The 19,021-nt window shown below is 65.3% G+C and carries 21 protein-coding genes; 11 read left to right on the top strand and 10 right to left on the bottom strand.

The features are described from left to right. The first annotated feature begins 126 nt into the window (after positions 1-126). Positions 127-1,533 (top strand): pyruvate kinase, encoded by a 1,407-nt coding sequence (gene pyk / locus BKX93_RS14175; protein ID WP_021474961.1) that lies wholly within the window; start codon positions 127-129, stop codon positions 1,531-1,533. A 109-nt stretch (positions 1,534-1,642) separates the two neighbouring features. Then, positions 1,643-2,410 (top strand): substrate-binding periplasmic protein, encoded by a 768-nt coding sequence (locus BKX93_RS14180; RefSeq protein ID WP_046156004.1) that lies wholly within the window; start codon positions 1,643-1,645, stop codon positions 2,408-2,410. Positions 2,411-2,416: 6 nt separating this feature from the next. Here the strand turns inward: BKX93_RS14180 and BKX93_RS14185 are convergent, their stop codons facing one another. Together BKX93_RS14185 and BKX93_RS14190 are read right to left on the bottom strand one after the other, a co-directional pair. Next, positions 2,417-2,824, bottom strand: a complete 408-nt coding sequence (locus BKX93_RS14185; protein WP_046156005.1) for an ester cyclase — start codon at positions 2,822-2,824, stop codon at positions 2,417-2,419. 189 nt (positions 2,825-3,013) lie between these two features. After that, a complete protein-coding gene (locus tag BKX93_RS14190) occupies positions 3,014-3,385 on the bottom strand; it encodes a VOC family protein (protein ID WP_070980323.1) in 372 nt (123 codons plus the stop codon). A gap of 130 nt (positions 3,386-3,515) precedes the next feature. On the opposite strand from BKX93_RS14190, the gene BKX93_RS14195 reads away from it, so the two are divergent. Then, positions 3,516-4,724, top strand: a complete 1,209-nt coding sequence (locus tag BKX93_RS14195) for a winged helix-turn-helix domain-containing protein (protein ID WP_070980325.1) — start codon at positions 3,516-3,518, stop codon at positions 4,722-4,724. A gap of 56 nt (positions 4,725-4,780) precedes the next feature. Here the strand turns inward: BKX93_RS14195 and BKX93_RS14200 are convergent, their stop codons facing one another. After that, positions 4,781-5,140 (bottom strand): EthD family reductase, encoded by a 360-nt coding sequence (locus BKX93_RS14200; RefSeq protein WP_021474956.1) that lies wholly within the window; start codon positions 5,138-5,140, stop codon positions 4,781-4,783. A gap of 151 nt (positions 5,141-5,291) precedes the next feature. Here BKX93_RS14200 and BKX93_RS14205 point away from each other — a divergent pair, with 151 nt between their 5' ends. The 3 genes from BKX93_RS14205 to BKX93_RS14215 all read left to right on the top strand — a co-directional run bounded on the left by BKX93_RS14205 (position 5,292) and on the right by BKX93_RS14215 (position 7,445). Further along, positions 5,292-5,585, top strand: a complete 294-nt coding sequence (locus BKX93_RS14205) for a hypothetical protein (protein WP_046166980.1) — start codon at positions 5,292-5,294, stop codon at positions 5,583-5,585. Between the two features lie 98 nt (positions 5,586-5,683). Then, positions 5,684-6,253, top strand: a complete 570-nt coding sequence (locus BKX93_RS14210) for a PTS sugar transporter subunit IIA (protein WP_052729164.1) — start codon at positions 5,684-5,686, stop codon at positions 6,251-6,253. 67 nt (positions 6,254-6,320) lie between these two features. Continuing rightward, entirely contained in the window at positions 6,321-7,445 is a 1,125-nt protein-coding gene (locus BKX93_RS14215; protein WP_052717387.1) for a GGDEF domain-containing protein, read from the top strand. On the opposite strand, the gene BKX93_RS14220 is transcribed toward BKX93_RS14215, so the two are convergent. The 4 genes from BKX93_RS14220 to thiC form a co-directional block, all read right to left on the bottom strand. Then, positions 7,442-8,581 carry a GGDEF domain-containing protein gene (locus BKX93_RS14220; RefSeq protein WP_070980327.1) on the bottom strand — a complete coding sequence of 380 codons (1,140 nt, stop codon included), beginning with the start codon at positions 8,579-8,581 and terminating at the stop codon, positions 7,442-7,444. The two genes, BKX93_RS14215 and BKX93_RS14220, sit on opposite strands and share 4 nt — an antisense overlap. Positions 8,582-9,123: 542 nt before the next feature. Beyond that, a complete protein-coding gene (locus BKX93_RS14230; RefSeq protein ID WP_070980330.1) occupies positions 9,124-9,363 on the bottom strand; it encodes a DUF2789 domain-containing protein in 240 nt (79 codons plus the stop codon). A 103-nt stretch (positions 9,364-9,466) separates the two neighbouring features. After that, positions 9,467-10,195, bottom strand: coding sequence for a sporulation protein (locus BKX93_RS14235; protein ID WP_070980331.1), 729 nt, complete (start codon positions 10,193-10,195; stop codon positions 9,467-9,469). 98 nt (positions 10,196-10,293) lie between these two features. Beyond that, the gene (thiC, locus tag BKX93_RS14240) at positions 10,294-12,168 is read right to left on the bottom strand and encodes a phosphomethylpyrimidine synthase ThiC (protein ID WP_412133470.1); all 1,875 of its coding nucleotides are present in this window, start codon (positions 12,166-12,168) and stop codon (positions 10,294-10,296) included. A 570-nt stretch (positions 12,169-12,738) separates the two neighbouring features. On the opposite strand from thiC, the gene BKX93_RS14245 reads away from it, so the two are divergent. The 5 genes from BKX93_RS14245 (at position 12,739) to aac(6') (ending at position 16,399) form a co-directional block, all read left to right on the top strand. After that, positions 12,739-13,398 (top strand): protein-L-isoaspartate O-methyltransferase family protein, encoded by a 660-nt coding sequence (locus BKX93_RS14245; RefSeq protein WP_046156013.1) that lies wholly within the window; start codon positions 12,739-12,741, stop codon positions 13,396-13,398. Positions 13,399-13,400: 2 nt separating this feature from the next. Then, the gene (locus tag BKX93_RS14250; protein ID WP_046156014.1) at positions 13,401-13,727 is read left to right on the top strand and encodes a rhodanese-like domain-containing protein; all 327 of its coding nucleotides are present in this window, start codon (positions 13,401-13,403) and stop codon (positions 13,725-13,727) included. Between the two features lie 121 nt (positions 13,728-13,848). Beyond that, a complete protein-coding gene (locus BKX93_RS14255) occupies positions 13,849-14,574 on the top strand; it encodes a uracil-DNA glycosylase (protein WP_046156015.1) in 726 nt (241 codons plus the stop codon). Positions 14,575-14,651: 77 nt separating this feature from the next. Beyond that, entirely contained in the window at positions 14,652-15,962 is a 1,311-nt protein-coding gene (locus BKX93_RS14260; protein ID WP_186009425.1) for a hemolysin family protein, read from the top strand. Further along, on the top strand, positions 15,959-16,399 hold the full coding sequence (aac(6'), locus tag BKX93_RS14265; RefSeq protein ID WP_070980335.1) for an aminoglycoside 6'-N-acetyltransferase: 441 nt from the start codon (positions 15,959-15,961) through the stop codon (positions 16,397-16,399). The genes BKX93_RS14260 and aac(6') overlap by 4 nt, the downstream gene beginning before the upstream one ends. Positions 16,400-16,405: 6 nt before the next feature. Here the strand turns inward: aac(6') and BKX93_RS14270 are convergent, their stop codons facing one another. The 3 genes from BKX93_RS14270 to BKX93_RS14280 form a co-directional block, all read right to left on the bottom strand. Then, complete coding sequence (locus BKX93_RS14270) at positions 16,406-17,401, bottom strand: S66 family peptidase (protein ID WP_070980337.1); 996 nt, start codon at positions 17,399-17,401, stop codon at positions 16,406-16,408. Between the two features lie 37 nt (positions 17,402-17,438). Then, on the bottom strand, positions 17,439-17,885 hold the full coding sequence (locus BKX93_RS14275) for a GNAT family N-acetyltransferase (RefSeq protein ID WP_070980339.1): 447 nt from the start codon (positions 17,883-17,885) through the stop codon (positions 17,439-17,441). Positions 17,886-17,994: 109 nt separating this feature from the next. After that, the gene (locus tag BKX93_RS14280; protein WP_046166973.1) at positions 17,995-18,753 is read right to left on the bottom strand and encodes a glycosyltransferase family 2 protein; all 759 of its coding nucleotides are present in this window, start codon (positions 18,751-18,753) and stop codon (positions 17,995-17,997) included. Positions 18,754-19,021: the final 268 nt, after the last annotated feature.

Here is a 19,021-nt window from a genome sequence, read left to right on the forward strand (position 1 = left end):
AACGGCGATATGGCATCATCGCCGCAATCCGGATACGCGACGCGGCGCCCCGTCCGGCAACCACCCGCCGCAAGAATTACGCAATGGTTCCAAGCTACTCGGCCGCATGGGCCGCAAAGGACTGTCATGCTTCGCAACACCAAAATACTCGCCACGCTCGGCCCCTCGTCCAGCACCCCGGAAAAAATCCTGGAACTGGCCCGCTCCGGGGTCAACATCTTCCGGCTCAATATGAGCCACGGCAGCCATGACGACCATCGCGCCCGCCTGGCCGCCATCCGCGCCGCGGAGAAAGCGCTGGACCGCCCGATCGGCGTGCTGGTGGACCTGCAGGGCCCCAAGCTGCGCATCGGCAAGTTTCCGCAGCCGGCCACGGTGAAAACCGGCGACCGCTACGAATTCACGCTGGACGAAACCGACGGCGGCGCCGAGCGAGCCACCCTGCCGCACCCGGAGGCGTTCGAGGCGCTGGAGCCCGGCCACCGCATCCTGGTCAACGACGGCAAGCTGGCGTTCGAGGTGACGGAAATGCATCCGCGCCGCATCGTCACCCGCGTCGCCGTCGGCGGCGAGCTGTCCAGCAACAAGGGCTTCAACCTGCCCAACACCGTGCTGCCGCTGTCGGCCATCACCGACAAGGACCGCAAGGACGCCGAGTTCGCGCTGGAGGAAGGCGCCGACTGGGTGGCGATGTCCTTCGTCCAGACCGCGGCCGACGTCAAGGAACTGCGCGGCATCATCGGCAAACGCGCCGGCATCGTCGCCAAAATCGAGAAGCCGTCGGCGGTGGACGACCTGGAGGCCATCGCCACGCTGGCCGACGGCGTGATGGTGGCCCGCGGCGACCTGGGCGTGGAGCTGCCGCCGGAAGACGTGCCGGTGGCGCAGCGCCGCATCGTCCACCACTGCCGCCACCTGGGCCGTCCGGTGATCGTCGCCACCCAGATGCTGGAATCGATGATCACCGCGCCGACGCCGACCCGCGCCGAAGCCAACGACGTGGCCACCGCCGTCTACGAAGGCGCGGACGCGGTGATGCTGTCGGCCGAGACCGCCGCCGGCCAGTATCCGCTGGAAGCGGTGCAGATCATGGACCGCATCATCCGCCGCGTGGAAAGCGCGCCCGACTACCGTAAGGTGATGGCGCTGGACTACAGCGCCGCCGACGAGCCGGACCGCACCGACGCCATCGCCGCCTGCGTGCGCAAGGTCAGCACCCTGCTGCCGGTCACCGTGGCCGTCGCCTTCACCACCAGCGGCGCCAGCTGTCTGTCGCTGGCGCGCGAACGCCCGTCCACCCCCATCCTGGGCATCTCGCCCAAGCTGGAAACCGCGCGCCGGCTGACGCTGGTGTGGGGCGTGGTCGCCTACCACGGACCGGACGCCGAAAACCTGGAAGACATGGTGGTGAAAACCACCTTCTGCGCGACCAAGCTCAGCCTGGCCGAGCAGGGCAAGCCGATGGTGATCATCGCCGGCGTGCCCTTCGGAACCCCCGGCTCCACCAATCTCTTGCGCATCGTCTATCCGTAAGGCGCCACCGGCATGGCAGCGACAACGGAACCCTCGGGTTCCGTTTTTTCTTGCCCGCCCGCCGCAGGTACTATGCTGCAACAGTGACCACCTCCAAGAGCCCGTCCCGATGCGGCCGATGTTTTTCCGCAAGGCGCTGGCGTCGCTGCTGTTGCTGACCGCCTGCCTAGCCAGCCGCGCCGGCGAGCCGCCCGGCCTGATCGTCGACTTCGACGCCAGCAACCCCCCGCTGATGTACGCCGGCAAGCCGGGCGCGGCCGGGCTCTATCCCTTGCTGGTCGCCAAGGCCTGCGAACGCGCCGGCATCGCCGTCACCCTGCGCGCCGTATCCTGGCGCATGGCGCTGCAGGAATTGCGCGGCGGCAGCGCCGCCGCCGGCGGCATCATCAAGACAGCCAGCCGGGAAAAGCTGTTCGACTTCAGCCAGCCGCTGTTCACCGAACGGGTGGTCATGGCCTACCCGCGCGCGAACGGCCAGTCCTACCGCCGGCTGGAGGACCTGAACGGCAAAAGGGTGGGGGTGATGGCCGGCTGGAGCTATGGCGACGCCTTCGACCAGGCCCGCAAAGACCGCAAGTTCACCGCCTTCGACGGCGACAGCGACCAGCAAAATCTGCAGCAGTTGAAGCTGGGCCGGCTGGACGTGGTGCTGGGCATACGCGAACCGCTGCAGCTGGCGCTGCGGGAGGGCGGCTACCATGGCTTCGCGCTGTCGGCGGAAGCGCTGGCGGCCAACCACTCCTATCTCGCCATCAACAAACATTCGCAGCAGCAGGCGCTGCTGACCCGCTTCGACCTGGCGCTGGAAGGCATGCGCAAGGATGGCAGCTACGACAGGCTGGTGCGGGACGTCCTCAACGCCGGCCGCGACGATTGAGCGCGCTCAGGCGCCGCGGATCTGGGCCAGCGCGCCGTACAGGTCGGCGCAGCTCCAGTGCTCGGCGTACTTGCCGTCGCGCACCACCACGATGTCCATCGCGTTGATGGCGATGCGTTTGCCGCTGGCGGCCTGGCCGAAGAAGGCGCCGGTGTGGGTGGCTTCTATGGTCTTGCGCGTCACCACCTTACCGTTTTCCTCGATCTGCTCATGGATGTGCACGCGGATGTCGGACAAGGCCGGATGCAGCATGCCGGTGAAGAAGCCAGCGAAGCCGTCCGGCCCCGAGGGGACGCCGGGCGGGGCCGAGTGATTGACGAAATCGGCCGCCACCAATTCGGCGAATGCCCCCATGTCGCGGTTTTCTATCACCTCGCGGTTGAAGCGTTGAATCACTGCCTTGCTGCTGTCCATGAAATCGCCCTGAGAATGGGCGCCGGCACATGTCCGGCGTCCGGGTTGAATCGCCGGCCATCCGGCAATGACGTTGAATTAAACGACAAGCGCCATTTCATTTCAATAACATAAAAAAGACAGTATCCAAACCATTCGGCATCATTCCTGTCCCGCCTCCGCCATCTGCGCGGGCTTCCGTCCAGAGGGTCAAAAGCTGTAGCTGCTGACTTCCACCAGATTGCCGTCAGGATCGTTGAAATACACCGAGGTGATGGGGCCCATCGCGCCGCTGCGGGTGATCGGCCCCTCGACGATGGCCACCCCCTCGCGCTTCAGGTTCTCGATCACTTCGGGCAAAGGAATGGCGGCGATCAGGCACAGGTCGCCGGAGCCGATCGCCGCATGATTGCGGGTCTCCTGGCCCAATGACTGCAGATTGATCTTCTGGTTGCCGAAACGCAGCGCGCGGCGGCCGTTGCCGAAGGTCACCGCTTCCAGCTTCAGCGCGCGCTGATAAAACGCCGCCACCGCCTCGATGTCGCGCACGGTCAGGACGATGTGGTCGATATGGCTGATCATGGCCATTGCTCCGGGTGGAAAACGGACTGTCCACCCTGCCACAAGCGCGCCGGCTTGTCATGCCTTTGGCATTACACAGAGACGGTCGCCGCTGGTATAGTCGTTTTTCCCGTCGCTTCCCGGTTCGGCCATGACTCTCCACCTGTCGCTGCAACACGCCCGCCACCTGCAACTGGCCGCCCAGGGCCTGCTCGCCGCCCCGCGCCGCAAGGCGGCCAAGGCCGACGCGCTGGCCGCCATCCGCCGCATGGCGCTGCTGCAGATCGATACCATCAGCGTGGTCGCGCGCAGCCCCTACCTGGTGCTGTACAGCCGGATCGGCGCCTACGACCCGGCCTGGCTGGACCAGTTGCTGGCCGAGGGCGCGCTGTTCGAATACTGGGCGCACGAAGCCTGTTTCGTGCCGACGGAAGACTACCGGCTGCTGCGCCACCGGATGCTGAACGCCGAAAGCATGGGCTGGAAATACTCGCAGCGCTGGCTGGACCAGCACCGCGCCGACATCGACGCCATCATCGAGCACATCCGCGCCCACGGCCCGGCGCGCTCGGCCGATTTCGAGCGCAAGGGCGGCAAGGGCAACGGCTGGTGGGACTGGAAGCCGGAGAAGCGCCACCTGGAAGTGATGTTCACGCTGGGACGGCTGATGGTGAAGGAGCGGCGCGGGTTCCAACGCGTCTACGACCTGGCAGAGCGGGTGCTGCCCGGCTGGGACGACGCGCGCGACCTGCCGTCGCCGGAAGACGCGCAGCTGGACATGGTGCGCAACAGCTGCCGCGCGCTGGGCGTGGTCAAGCCCGGCTGGGCGGCAGACTACTACCGGCTCAAGCGCGCGCCGTACGGCGAGCTGCTGCACGGCCTGGCCGACAAGGGCGAGCTGATCCCGGCGAGGGTGGAAGGCTGGAGCCACGACGCCTTCGTCCACGCCAGCCTGGCCGCCGAACTGGAACTGGCCGCGGCGGACAGGCTGAGCAGCGGCAACACCGCCATCCTGTCGCCGTTCGACCCGCTGGTGTGGGACCGCAAGCGCGCGCTGGAGCTGTTCGATTTCGATTACAAGATCGAGTGCTACACGCCGGCGCCCAAGCGCCGCTACGGTTACTTCACCCTGCCGATCCTCAACCGCGGCAAGCTGGTGGGCCGGCTGGACGCCAAGGCCCACCGCAAGGAAGGCGTGTTCGAGGTCAAGTCGCTGCATCTGGAGCCGGGTATCCGCGTCAGCCAGCGGCTGGCCGACGACCTGTCCGCCGCGCTCTGCCGGATGGCCGCCTGGCACGGCGCGCCGCGGCTGGCCATCGGCCAGGCCCCGGGAGACTTGGCCCAGCGCATCCTGGCCTGAGAACCTGTTGAATGCCGGCTGCGCGTCTGCGAGACTTCAGAACAGGCTGCTAGCGCCTATTGCGCGTTGGCGTACCAGCCGCTGACGCCGGGCTGGCGCTCGTCCCACAGCGCCACTTCGTTGTACTGGATCACGGGCTGGATGTCGGTGTAGTTGGGAATGTCGCCCATGATGCGCGCGGCCACCGGGCCGAAGGCCTGCTGGAAAGCCTCCGTCGATTCGCACAGCAGCGTCGCCTGCGCGACGTAATCGGGCGCGCTGCCGGGCTCGGCGCCGGACAGGCCGCGGTCCACCCTGGCGCCCTTCAGGGCATTGCCCAGCAGCTGCTGCACCATCGGCATGTGCTGCCGCAGATAGTAGTCGAAATCGAAACGCGCGCCGGCGCGCTGGGGATAAGTGACGCTGACGGTGATCATCCGGGACTCCGTGGCGGTAAAGGGGAGACATCAACTTAAACCCAAATGCCCGCATTGCCAATGTCATTCCGGCCTGGCTGTCCGACAAAATGGAACTTGCGTCCCCTTATTCCGCTCTTTAACAGCATCTTTCAACGCTTAGGACAAAACCATGCGTATCGTGATGCTCGCCGCCGGCAGCGCGCTGCTGCTCGCCGGCTGCAACCAGCAACAGACCACCCAGCTGCAACAGGCCGCGTCGGCCGCCATCGGCAGCGTGCACCAGGGCGTGGACAGCGCCAGCGCGCCGCTCGGCCAACTGAAGGATCAGGCCAGCGCCGCGATCGGCGCGGCCAAGCTCGCTGCCTCCGCCGCCGCCCAGAATCCCGAGGTGCAACAGCAGATGGACAAGCTGAAGGAACAGGCGTCGGCGCTCAAGGGTGCCATCCTGCCGAAGAAGGAATAGCGTTAACGAGATTTTGATGTCCAGCCGCCGTTTATTTAGATTCAATTTAGACACGCCGACCTAGCATGAGCCTGCATCCACCATACAGGAGAAGGTCCATGCAAACCCTGGCCGACATCTGCCGCGGCAGCGATATCCTGCTGGACGTCGACATATCGGATAAACGCCAGCTGTTCGAATACGCCGCCCGCCAGTTGGGCCAGCGACACGCGCTGAACGCGCCGGCGCTGCAGGCCGCGCTGCAGCAGCGGGAGGAAACCGGCAGCACGGCGCTGGGCCACGGCCTGGCGCTGCCGCACGCCCGCATCGCCGGCCTGGCCGACGTGCGCGCGCTGTTTATCAGCCTGAAGCGGGGACTGGATTTCGACGCCCTGGACGGAGAGCCGGTGCGCAGCCTGCTGGTCTTGCTGTTGCCGCGCGACACCCGCGCCCCGCACCTGCAACTGTTGGCGGAGATCGCCCGCGTCTTCGGCGAGCGCCCGTTCCGCTCCGAGCTGGCGGCCTGCCGTCTCCCCGGCCAGGTGGATAGCCTGTTCCAGCGCTGGTCCGACCCCGAGCCCAGCAACGATCCGCATTTCATGCTGGACAGCAACCGCTATTTCCTGGACGCCGAAGCCAGCCTGCGGCCCGATTACAGCGTGCGCCGCAAGGTGACCGCCCGCTTCTGACCGTGACAGCGCGAAAACCCCTTTGCTAGGATGAGACGATGGTTTCATCCTTCCGCAACAGGCGCGCATGTCCAATTCCCTGCTGATCATGGTTTCGCTGGCAGTCGCCAGCATCGGTCTCATCACCTGGCAGCACAGCGTGCGCTCCGACCTCATCCGGGCGCGGCGCCGCTGGCTGCAGGCCTCGCTGCTGCTGGCCGCCGGCATGCTGGTGGAGGGCTATGTCGAACCCGGCAAGGGAGAGATGCTGCGGCTGGCGCTGGGCAGCGGCATGAGCAACGCCGGCATCGCGCTGCAGCTGACCATCATCGCCCGCGTCACCGGACTGAAGCCGCCCAACTGGCTGTGGCTGGCCGTCGGCCTGGTTTCCACGCTGGACAAGCTGTTGCCCTACCGCCCGCTGATGCTGGCGCTGGAAAGCGCCGAGATTCCGCTGCTCTACCTGGCCGCGGCCTGGCTGTACCAGCGCGCCGAGCGGCTGGTCAGCCGCAACCGCTTCAGCCCCACCGCGCTGCTGTTCCTGCTGGGCGCGCTGCTGTTCGTCTGGCGAGACGCCAGCGATTTCTACCTCCGGCTGCAAACCTCCGCCGCGCCTGACAGCCTGGACCAGCTGCACCAGCTGGCGCTGGCTTTCGCCGCCGCCGCCCAGGTGTGCGGCGCAGTGGGTTTTCTCAACATCGTGCTGCAGCGCCAGCACAACCGGCTGGAAGACGCGGCCAACTTTGACCCGCTGACCGGCGCCGGCAACCGCCGCGCGCTGCAATACTGGCTGCGCACGCTGGAAGCGTCGGTGGAGCGCGTCTGCGTGGTGATGCTGGACATCGACCATTTCAAGTCGGTCAACGACCGCTACGGCCATCCGGCCGGCGACGCGGTGCTGCAGGTGCTGGCCGCCGTGCTGCGGGGCGGCATCCGCGACAACGACATGCTGATCCGCTATGGCGGCGAGGAGTTCTGCCTGCTGATGCCGGACGCGGACATCAAGGACGGGATGCTGGCGACGGAGCGGCTGCTGCAGGCCTTTCGCCAACTGGCGCCGCTGCCCAAGCAGCCGGAACTGCGCTGCGCCTTTTCCGCCGGCGTGCATGAATGGCATTGCCGGCAGCAGGACTTCGCCGATGCCCAGCAGAAGGCCGACCAGGCCCTGTATCTGGCCAAGCAGTCGGGGCGCGACCAGGTGCGCCGGCTCTAGCGGCCGACTACGGGCTGCTCCTCGCTGGCTTTTTCGTCGGTCTTGTCCGCCAGCTTGCTCGGCCCGGCGGCCAGATCCATCCGGTGGCGCTGCTTCATCTCATACATGCACTGGTCGGCCTTGCCCAGCAGCTCTTCCGGCGGCATGAAATCATCCGGACCGGTTTCCGAACAACCCACGCTCAGGGTCACGCCCGGCAGCGCCGTAGCCAGTTCCTCGCTCAGGCGGATGAGAAAAACGCCCTCCGCCTGTTTGCGGTCGCAATTGGGCAATACGATGCAGAATTCGTCACCGCCGTAGCGAAAACTTCCATCTTCGACTCGCGTAATGCGATTGATCACCTCACCTAGCCGGCGCAGCACCTCATCCCCCTGCTGGTGGCCTTGGCTGTCGTTGATTTGCTTGAAATCGTCGATGTCCAGATACACCAGCGTCACCTTCTCGTGACGGCGCTGCGCGCTGCGCAGCACCCGCGTCAGCGTCTCGTCCAGGTAGCGCCGGTTAAGCAGGCCGGTCAGCGGGTCGGTGCGCGACAACTCCTCCAACTGGCGGGTGCGGATCACCACTTTTTCCTCTAGCGAACGCGCGTACTGCTCGGACTTGTTGCGCGAGGTTTCGATCTCGGCCACCAAGCTGCGGATATAGGTTTCGAAAACCAGCGCCACGTCGAACATCACCAGCTTGTCCAACGCCAGCAAGGTATGTCCTCTCACTTCAATGTCGGGAATCAGTTCGCAGACCTGGGCAGACAGCAACGTCTTCAACGATTGCACCGCCGCCAGGTACAGCTTGGGCTCGACGCCGATGCGCTTGTGCACCAGGCCGATGCGCAGCCGGTTGTTCACATATTCCAGGTCGTAGACGCCGCTGAACAGGTCGATCACATAGCGGCGCTGGGCGTTTCGCAGCCGCTGCAGGGTGTCGGCGTCGCCGATCAACAGCGCGATCTCCGGCGTGCTGGTCTGCAACTCGTAGAAACGCGTCACCAGTTCTTCCAGATGCGACTCCACCAAATGGCCGGCGGCGCGCAGCAGCATTTCGTCGCGCGGTTCCAACTCAAACAATTGCTTGCGCTGCTCAATCTCGAACTCGGTAATGCGCAATTGTTCCAGCAGGGTCTGATCGGTTTGTTTCATCCCGTTCCCCAGAACGACGATATCTTCTTAAAGCTATATGTCAGGTTTTCGCTATTCAATCCAGATAACTACCTTCCCGCGTCGAAACTGGCCATCTGTCCACACAGGGCTCGGGCCCCCCAGGTCGGCGTAACCCACTCTCAACCCCGGCGCCAGCACCTTGGACAGCGAACCGACGTACGCCACGCGCCGGCCGGCCCAGCGGCTGCATCGGCCGATGGTCGAAGTGTAACTCGTGGTCATAGTCGTCCTCGATGATGTGAAAATCGTAACGCTCGGCCGACGCCATCAGCGCGGCGGGAAACTGGTGGAGGGGCGTCAGATACACCGCCTTCACCGGATGGCGGCGGCACAAGGCTTCCTGCGCATCCGGCAGCATGAGGCGACTTAAAGCCTCTGACAAAACCTCGCAGAGAACCTGAGCCAAGGCGCGCCGACACAGGTAGCACTCATTACGACAAGCAGGCGCAACGCAGGATCAGGGGTTTTGTTAGCAGCCTTATCCACAAGCCGCCGCGCGCCTCCCTGTTTATCCACAACCATCAGCCCTCGCCCTGCTGCAACAGCACCGCCAACTCGTCCGCCGCCTCGCACCACTCGGCGTCGCATTCCAGCGCCTGGCTCAAGAAGGCGGCCTGGGCCGGCGTCCAGAACGGCGCCTCGACCAGGGCGACGCGCGGCGGCAGCGGGTGGCTGGAGATGAAGGCCCGGATGGCGGCGGGCTCGTCCGGCAAACCCAGCTGGCGAAACAGGCCGGGCAACAAATGATTGCTGGTGTCCATCCTCGACTCCCTAAGCAGGTTTCATCCCCTCATGCTAGACCGCCGCCGCCGCCTCTGTGCCGCAACGAACGCCAAACCAGCCCCATCGGCCGGTTATACGCGCTCACAAGCCCAGCCTAGCGCGAATCTCCGCCGTCCAGTCGACCTCTTCCCAACCCGGCTCCATCCTCAGGCTCAGGCAATAATCGCGGCCATCGCCGGCGATCTCCACCCATACATAGACAACCCCATGGCTGTCGGGAACCAGGGTCAGCCGGATCTGGCTCCAGTTCCAGCCGGCGTCGCGCGGCCTCAGCACCCATTCCTGATAGCAGCCCAGCAAGCCGGCGACGCCGCCGACATAGGCGATGCCGGCTTCCATCCCCGCGCCCGCCAACTCCCAGCCCAGGCGGGAAAAAGCCTGCAACAGGGCATCCATGCGCGGCGGCGGCAACACCTGCAGCCGGTCGCTGTCGCCGGCGTCCCGCGCCTGGCCCAAGGCCAGATCGGTATGGACCCACACCAGCGGCTCGCCGCCCAGGGCCGGGTGGCAATTGACCGGCGTCGCTTCCGGCAACGGCAGCAGAAACGGCAAGCGCCATTCGCAGCCGGCCGGAATCCGGCACGGGCCGCTGACCGGCAGGCTGGCCAGCAACAGGGTTTCCCCGCCGCGCTCGCCTGCGGCCTCGGCCAGCAGCAGCAGTTCTATTTTGGCGATGCGCTGGTCGACTGCTCCGCCGCTGACCCTCACCTCTCCGCGCAGCGTTTCGCCGGACTGCAGGCGTGGATTCGACAGACGGGTGGCCACGGCGGCGCCGCCCGTCTCCACGGCGGCAAAAAACGATTTCAGCATGTATTGGCGATCCAAATGGAAAACGGGCCGGCTCACAAGCCGACCCGATAACATTTTATGCCAAAAAAATCATTAAAATACTAAAATTAGCCTATTGATCAGACTTTGTCATACAGCTTGCTGCCGCCTTTGACGAACTCGATCGATTTTTCCCGCATCCCCTCACGCAGCGCGTCCTGCTCGCCTATGCCCTGGCTGGCCGCGTATTCGCGCACGTCCTGGGTGATTTTCATGCTGCAGAAGTGCGGGCCGCACATCGAGCAGAAGTGCGCGACCTTGGCGCTATCTTTCGGCAGCGTCTCGTCGTGGAAGTCGCGCGCCTTGTCCGGGTCCAGGCCCAGGTTGAACTGATCTTCCCAGCGGAATTCGAAGCGCGCCTTGGACAGCGCGTTGTCGCGGATCTGCGCGCCGGGATGGCCCTTGGCCAGGTCCGCCGCGTGCGCCGCCAGCTTGTAGGTGATGATGCCTTCCTTGACGTCATTCTTGTTGGGCAGGCCCAGGTGCTCCTTCTGCGTCACGTAGCACAGCATCGCGGTGCCGTACCAGCCGATCTGCGCGGCGCCGATGGCCGAGGTGATGTGGTCGTAGCCTGGCGCGATGTCGGTGGTCAGCGGACCCAGGGTGTAGAACGGTGCCTCGCGGCACCACTCCAGCTCCTTATCCATATTCTCCTTGATCAGCTGCATGGGCACGTGGCCCGGGCCTTCAATCATCACCTGCACATCGTGCCTCCAGGCGATCTCGGTCAGCTCGCCCAGCGTTTTCAGCTCGGACAGCTGCGCCTCGTCATTGGCGTCCCAGGCGCTGCCCGGGCGCAGGCCGTCGCCCAGGCTGAAGGCCACGTCGTAGGCCTTCATGATTTCGCAGATATCTTCAAAATGGGTGTAGAGGAAATTCTCGCGGTGATGCGCCAGACACCACTTGGCCATGATGGAGCCGCCGCGCGACACGATGCCGGTCATGCGGCCGGCGGTCATCGGCACGTAGGCCAGGCGCACGCCGGCGTGGATGGTGAAGTAGTCGACCCCCTGCTCGGCCTGCTCGATCAGCGTGTCGCGGAAGATTTCCCAGCTCAGGTCCTCGGCCTTGCCGTTGACCTTTTCCAGCGCCTGGTAGATGGGCACGGTGCCGATCGGCACCGGACTGTTGCGCAGAATCCACTCCCGCGTTTCGTGGATGTTCTTGCCGGTGGACAGGTCCATGATGGTGTCCGCGCCCCAGCGCGTGCCCCAGGTCATCTTGTCCACTTCCTCGGAAATGGACGACGTTACCGCGCTATTGCCGATGTTGCCGTTAATCTTCACCAGGAAGTTGCGGCCAATGATCATCGGCTCGGATTCCGGATGGTTGATGTTGGCCGGGATGATGGCGCGGCCGGCGGCCACTTCCTGGCGCACGAATTCCGGGGTGATCTCCTCCGGCAGGTTGGCGCCGAAGCTGTGGCCCTTGTGCTGGCGCGTCATAAGGTCCAGCAGCCGCTGGTTGCCGGCGGCCTGCAGCGATTCCACATAGGCGCGGCGGTTCAGGTTTTCGCGGATGGCGACGAACTCCATCTCCGGCGTGACGATGCCCCGGCGCGCGTAGTGCATCTGGCTGACGTTGCGGCCGGCCTTGGCGCGGCGCGGCTTGCGCTGCAGATTGAAGCGCAGCTCGGCGAGTTTGGGATCGGCCTCGCGGGCGCGGCCGTATTCGCTGGACAGGCCGTCCAGCCGCTCGCAATCGCCGCGCTCGGCGATCCAGCCGGCGCGCAAAGGCGCCAAGCCGCTCTGAATGTCGATGCGGACGGCCGGATCGCTGTAGGGGCCGCTGGTGTCGTAGACGAAGATGGGCGGGTTCTTTTCGCCGCCGAACTGGGTCGGCGTGTCGGCCTGGCGGATCTCGCGCATCGGCACTTGAATGTCCGGGCGGCTGCCTGCTGCATAAATCTTGCGGGAGTTGGGCAAAGGCTGGACGGCGGCGGCGTCCACCACCATCTGCTTGTTCACGGGCGCGTTCATCGGGCGGGTCTCCAAAAGCGATGAAGCGGCGCAAGGAGCGGTCCGGCATGGCCGGCTGCGGGCCCGAATGGGCCGGTATGGCAGGTGACGCTTCCCTACGCCGGTATTATCCGGGTCAGGTTCCAAGGGTATTTCTCACCCGCGCTCCGTCATCCGGCTCCATGGCCTACACTTTGGTGGCCATCTGCGCCGAACGCCAGGCGCAGGACCCCTAGCGATGCCGTGTGAAGGTAAGGCAAATATGGGATAATCGCAAGCAATCTAGATTGTTGACAAAGCATCTCGCCTTCGAGAAGGCGAGGCTCCCTTGCAGGTTTAAGAGGGCGGCATGCGTGCGAATTTTCAATTCGCTCAGCGGAGCGATTGGGATTCAATGGTCAGGCTGCGGACTCAAGCACTTATGTGGCGGGGCCCGGCTCTGCCGGGTTCTGTAAAATCGCACCAATTCACTTTGTCAGCAGACTGTATCGTCATCACACGAGTCCTTGCCGCCGACGCTGTCCTCCATGGGCGGAGCGGACTCCCAGCCCTCCGGAGTTTAAGTTGATGGATTTCGAAAAAACCCGTTTCAACATGGTCGAACAGCAGATTCGTCCGTGGGATGTTCTGGATACCAACGTGCTGGATCTGCTGTTTCACGTGAAACGCGAGGACTTCGTCGCCGACAATCAGCGCCAGCTGGCCTTCGTCGACACCGAACTGCCGCTGCCCAACGGCAGCAAGATGCTGCAGCCGAAGATGGAAGCGCGCCTGGTGCAGGACGCCGCCATCCAGCCGAGCGACAAGATCCTGGAAATCGGCACCGGCAGCGGTTACCTGACCGCGCTGCTGGCCAAGATGGGCAAGCAGGTGGTGAGCGTGGAAATCGATCCGGCGCAGAAGGAGCGCGCGGCCGCCAACCTGAAGAAGGCCGGCGTCGCCAACGTCACCCTGGTCGAGGGCGACGGCGTGCTGGGCCTGGCCGAGCAAGCGCCTTACGACGTGATCGTGGTCGGCGGCTCGCTGCCGGTAGTCCCGCAAGAACTGAAGGACCAGCTGGCCGTCGGCGGCCGCCTGATCCTGGTGGCCGGCGATCTGCCGGTGATGGCGTGCAAGCTGATCGAGCGCGAAACCGACACCAGCTTCCGCGAAACCGCGCTGTTCGAGACCTGTGTCGAGCGGCTGAAGAAATTCGAGGCGGTTGAACCCGCCCGTTTCAGCTTCTGATCATGCTGCGCGAAATCACCGCCCCGGCGCTGGCCGCGCAACTGGCCGATCCGCAGGCCGCGCGCCCGGTGCTGCTGGACGTGCGCGAAGGCTGGGAATACCAGCTGGCGCACATCGAAGGCAGCGTGCACATCCCGATGAATCTGATCCCGATCCGGATGAGCGAGCTGCCGGACGACGCGCCCATCGTCGCCATCTGCCACCACGGCATGCGCAGCGCCCAGGTGGCGCTGTTCCTGCTGAACGCCGGCTTCGACAACGTGATTAATCTGCAGGGCGGCATCGACGCCTGGTCGACCCAGGTGGACCCGGCCGTCGCCCGGTATTGATGCTGGACGGCGCGTCGCCTACAAACACCGCCCTCGGGCGGTGTTTTGTTTTGGAACGAATCGCGCAGCCATCTTTCCAAGCCACGTTAACCGCCTGGCGATCCATAGCAAAGAACCCGATATGTCTTCTCTGACCTACCTCGCTCCCGCCCTCGCCCGCGTCCACCCCGCCTGGGAAACGGTGCTGGGCCAGCCCGCCATCGCCGCCCGCCTGGCCGAAATCGACCGCCAGCTGGCCTTGCAGCAAGGCGACGGCAAGACGCTGTTTCCGCCCCCGCCCCAGGTGTTCAACGCGCTGACCTTCGCCGCGCCGGCCGACGTCAAGGTGGTGATCCTGGGCCAGGACCCCTACCACGGCGACGGCGAGGCGATGGGCCTGTCGTTCTCGGTGCCGGACGGCGCGCGCGTGCCGCCGTCCCTGCGCAACATCTACAAGGAGCTGGCGGCCGACCTCGGCCACGGCATTCCCGCCTGCGGCGACCTCAGCCACTGGGCGCAGCAGGGCGTGCTGCTGCTCAACAGCGTGCTCACCGTCGAGCGGGACAAGGCCGGCAGCCACGGCAAGCTCGGCTGGCAGTCTGTCAGCGACGCGCTGATCGACGCCGTCAACCGCGACAACCCCGGCTGCGTGTTCCTGCTGTGGGGCAATTGGGCGCAGAGCAAGGCCGAGCGCATCGACGCCGGCCGCCACCTGGTGCTAACAGCCGCCCACCCGTCGCCCTTGTCCGCCAGCCGCGGCTTCCACGGCTGCCGCCACTTCTCCCAGGTCAACGCCTGGCTGATCGCCCGCGGCCGCCAGCCGGTGCGCTGGGAAGCGGCGCCGGCCGCGCGGAACGCCCTGTTCTGAAACGGCTCCGCCGCGCCGCTTTGCGCGGCGGGCCGCTTGCCCTAAGCTAGTAGCTCCTCCACTCCCCCGCTCTCATCGTGGAAATCCTGCTGCTGCTGGGCCTGATCCTGTTGAACGCCGTGTTCGCGATGGCCGAGATCGCCATCGTCTCCTCGCGCAAGGTCAGGCTGCTGCAAAAGGCCGAAGACGGCCACAAGGGCGCCCGCGCCGCGCTGGCGCTGGCTTCCGAGCCCACCCGCTTCCTGTCCACTGTCCAGATCGGCATCACCTCGATCAGCATCCTGTCCGGCGTCTACGGCGAGGCGGCGCTGTCCGAGCATCTCCGCGGCGCGCTGCTGGACGCGCCGCTGCTGGCGCCGTACAGCAAGCCGCTGTCGGTGGCGCTGATGGTGTTGTTCATCACCACGCTGTCGCTGATCCTGGGCGAACTGGTGCCCAAGCGGCTGGCGCTGCTTAACCCGGAACGGGTGGCGATGGCGCTGGCGCGGCCGATGCTGCTGCTGTCGCGCGCCAGCGGCCCGCTGGTGCAGGTGTTCAGCCGCGTCACCGACGGCCTGCTGCGCCTCTTGGGCGCCAAGAAGAGCGACGAGCCGTCCATCACCGAAGACGAAATCCGCACGCTGATGGAACAGGGTGCCGACGAAGGCGTGTTCGACCGCGCCGAACAGGAACTGGTGGAAAACATCTTCCGCCTGGACAACCGCAAGGCGTCGGCGGTGATGACGCCGCGCAAGGACGTGGTGATCCTGGACCTGGAAGACGGACCGGAACGCAATCGCGAGCTGTTGCTGGCCTATCCATTCAGCCATTTTCCGGTCTGCCGCGGCGACACCGACCAGGTGATAGGCGTGCTCAACGCCAAGACCCTGCTGGACCGCCTGCTGCGCGGCGAGCCGCTGGACTTCGCCGCCGAGCTGTCGCCGCCGTTGTACGTGCCGTCCACCTGCTCGCTGATGCAATTGCTGGAGCAGTTCAAGCAGGCGCGCAGCCACAGCGCGCTGGTGGTGGACGAGTACGGCGAGCTGGAAGGCCTGGTGTCGATCAACAATGTGATGGAAGCCATCGTCGGCGATCTTCCAGACATCGATGGCGAAATCGACGAAATCGTGCAGAGAGAAGACGGCAGCTGGCTGGTGGACGGCATGGTGTCGCTGGAGCATTTCCGCGAGTTCTTCGAGCTGGAAGCCCAGCTGCCCGGCGAGGCCGGCGGCAACATCCACACCCTGGCCGGCGTGATCCTGTACCAGCTGGGCCGCGTGCCCAGCGTCACCGACCGTTTCGAATGGAACGGCTTCAGCTTCGAGGTAGTGGACATGGACCGCACCCGGGTGGATAAGATCCTGGTGCAGCGCCATCACCTGCCGCAGCCGGAGTTCGAGTCGATATGAGCGTCGTCACCGCCGCCTCCCATCCGGACGCCTGGCTGGCCCTGCGCGCCGCGCTGTGGCCGCACTGCCCGCGGGGTAGGCACCAGGAGGAAATCGACGCCCAGAGCGCCGATGTCCGCCGCTGCGCCGCCTTCCTCGTTCAGGACGGCCAAGAAGAGGCCGTCGGCTTGATCGAGCTCGCGCTGCGCGGCGATTACGTCAACGGCACCCGCTCATCGCCGGTGGCTTTCGTCGAAGGCCTGTACGTGGCCCCGGAACACCGGCGCGCCGGCATGGCGGCCCTGCTGCTGGCCGCGGCCAAGGACTGGGCCATCCGCCGCGGCTGCGCCGAGCTCGCGTCCGACACCGGCCTGGACAACCAGGTCTCGCAGCACGCGCACCTGGCGCTGGGCTTCGAGGAAACCGAGCGCGTGGTGTTCTACCGGATGGCGCTGTAAACGCCCTCAGCGCGCCGCGCGCTGCGCCAGCCTGGCCTCCCCCTCCCCGAACACCTCCAGCGTCGCCCAGGCGCCGTTGAGCAGGCTCCATTGCGGCGGCACGTGGCCGATGTCGGCATCCACCGCCACCGGATACGGCAAACCGTCCAAAGCGGCGCGCAACGCCCCCTCATAGCTCAAAGCATCGCTGTCGGCCGCGTCAGGGCCGCTGCTGCGGCCCAATACCAGCCCGGCGAGGCCATCCAGCGCGCCGGACAGCCGCAGGCCCGCCAGGGCCCTTAAAACGCCGCAGGGCGCGAGTTCGCAGTTTTCCAGGTACAGGATGGCCGGCTCCGCCTTGAACGCGTCCAGATCGAAATACGGCGTGCCCTGCAGCGGCGCCAGCACGTCCAGGCAGCCGCCGATCAATCTGCCCTCCATTTTCCCCGCTCCGCCCTCCAGCAGCCGCACCCGGTTGGCGAACTGCCGGCCCGGCTCGTCCCAGCGCCAATAGCGGCCATGCTGCGCCTGAGCCGGCGGCATGCCGGTTTCCAGCGCCGCCAGCAGCGCTTCGTTGCCGAATGCCCGATCCTTCAAGGGCAGATCCATCAGGTTGGGGCCGTGCAGCGTCGCCCAGCCGGCGCGCAGCGTCAGCGGCGCCATCAGCGTGGACACGTCGGAGAAGCCGGCCACCCACTTCGGCGGCAGCTCGGCCAGCGCGGCGAAATCCAGCCCCGGCAGCAGCTCGATCGCCCGCTCGCCGCCCCAGGGCGGCAGGATGGCGCGGATGCCGGGGTCGAACAGCAAGCGCCGCAATTCGGCCAGCCGCGCCGCGGCGGGAGCGCTGGCGTCGTGTTTCTCGCCGCGCAGGCACTCCCCCTCCACCACGCGGTAGCCGCGCGCGCGCAGCTCGTTCAGCGCGTCGTCCAGCCGGCCGTGCAGCTGCGGATGGACCCCGGAGGAAAAAGCGGTGACGGCGATGGCGTCGCCGGGCTGGAGCGGCGCGGGAAAGCGAATGGGCATGGTATGGCCTCGAAGCGTGTGGACAAGTCTGCCGCGCTCAATCCCGCCGCGGCAGATCGAGCGCGAAGGTGATGCCGGTGCTTTTCTGCTGGTAGCCGATGCGGTGGTAGAAAGCGTGGGCCCAGGTGCGGTGGATGCCGGAGCGCAGCCGGATGCGCGGGTAGCCGCGTTCATGCGCCCACCGTTCGCAGGCTTCCAGCAGCAGCCGGCCTATGCCCAGGCCGCGGCAGGCGGGATCGACGACGATGCCGCCGATTTCGACATAGCTGTCCGCTTGCAGCAGATGGCCGCCGTGGCCGTGGATCCAGCCGACCACCTCGCCCTCCCGTTCCGCCACCCAGATCTCGTTGTCGACGGCGTCCCGCGCCGTCGCATAGCGGGACGCCAGCTGCTCGGAGGTGGTCGGATAGTCGAGGTCGCCGCACAAGCGCGCCACCGCGTCGATGTCGGCTTCCGTCATGGCGCGGATGAGAATGGGGTTCATGTGGCCGATTCCGAAGCAAAACCCCATGCTAAGGGAATCCGGCAGACAAACCAAACGTCATTTCTCGCGGCGAGCCAGCCCGCATCCGTCCCCGTCGCTCAGAAGCTTGTCAGCCGTTCTTGTTCAGCCGGTGGAGTTCGATCAGCTTCGCGTACTTGATATGGCTGTTGAAGCAGCCGATCAAGATGTGCACCAGGCCCGGCAAGCCGTCCAGGAAGCCGCGGCGGACGAAATAGAACTTGAAAAAGCGCAGCAGCGGACTGAACAGCAGTTTGCCGGCGCCCACCTTCTTGCCGCGCTTGTACAGCTGTTCCGCCTGCAGCGAGGTATAGCGGTTCTGCTTGGATAAATAGAGCGCGATGTCCTCGCCGGACTCGTGCATCAGGTCTCCCGCCAGTTTTTCCACAGGCCCGTCGCAGATCACGTACTCGTGCACCGCGTCGTCGGACCAGCGGGCGCGGCGGCGATCGAACAAGCGCAGCGACCAGTCCGGATAGCCCTCGCCGTGTTTCAGGAAACGTCCCATGAAACGGTTGCAGCGCGGGAAGCGATAGGCTGCGGCCTGTGGATTCTCCAGCATCCTATTGATAGACAAGGACAATTCTTCGGACAGGTATTCGTCCGCATCCAGGCACAGCACCCAGTCATGGCTGGCCTGGCTGACCGCGAATTGTTTCTGGGGACCGAATCCCAGCCATTCCTGGTGGATAACTTTGGCCTGATAGGCGGAGGCTATTGCCAATGTGCTATCGCTGCTGCCGGAATCCACAACCACGATCTCGTCCACAAAGCTCAATTTCTGCAGACATTGTTCCAGTTGTTTGCCTGCATTCTTGGTGATTAGCACCGCGCTGACTGCTACTCGCATCTGTTCATGTATTCCCATTTATAAAATGATGAAACTGGTAGAAGGTTGCTTCTTCTTGTGGATAAGTACGTTTATCCGTTTATTTTCAATGGCTTGATTCTATCCAAAACCTGTTGTCAGCCGTGCTCGCAATTGGGTGAGCAGTTGTGGATAACTTTAGAGGTTTCTGCAGACTCATGGTTGTCCACAGTTGTTGATCCGGTTTTGCAGACTGGCTTGTGCACGACTTTTTTTGTATCCAACCTGGCCTACCTCAGCGGTTTTTCAT

The sequence above is a fragment of the Chromobacterium vaccinii genome, from assembly GCF_001855275.1.
Taxonomy (GTDB): Bacteria; Pseudomonadota; Gammaproteobacteria; order Burkholderiales; family Chromobacteriaceae; genus Chromobacterium; species Chromobacterium vaccinii.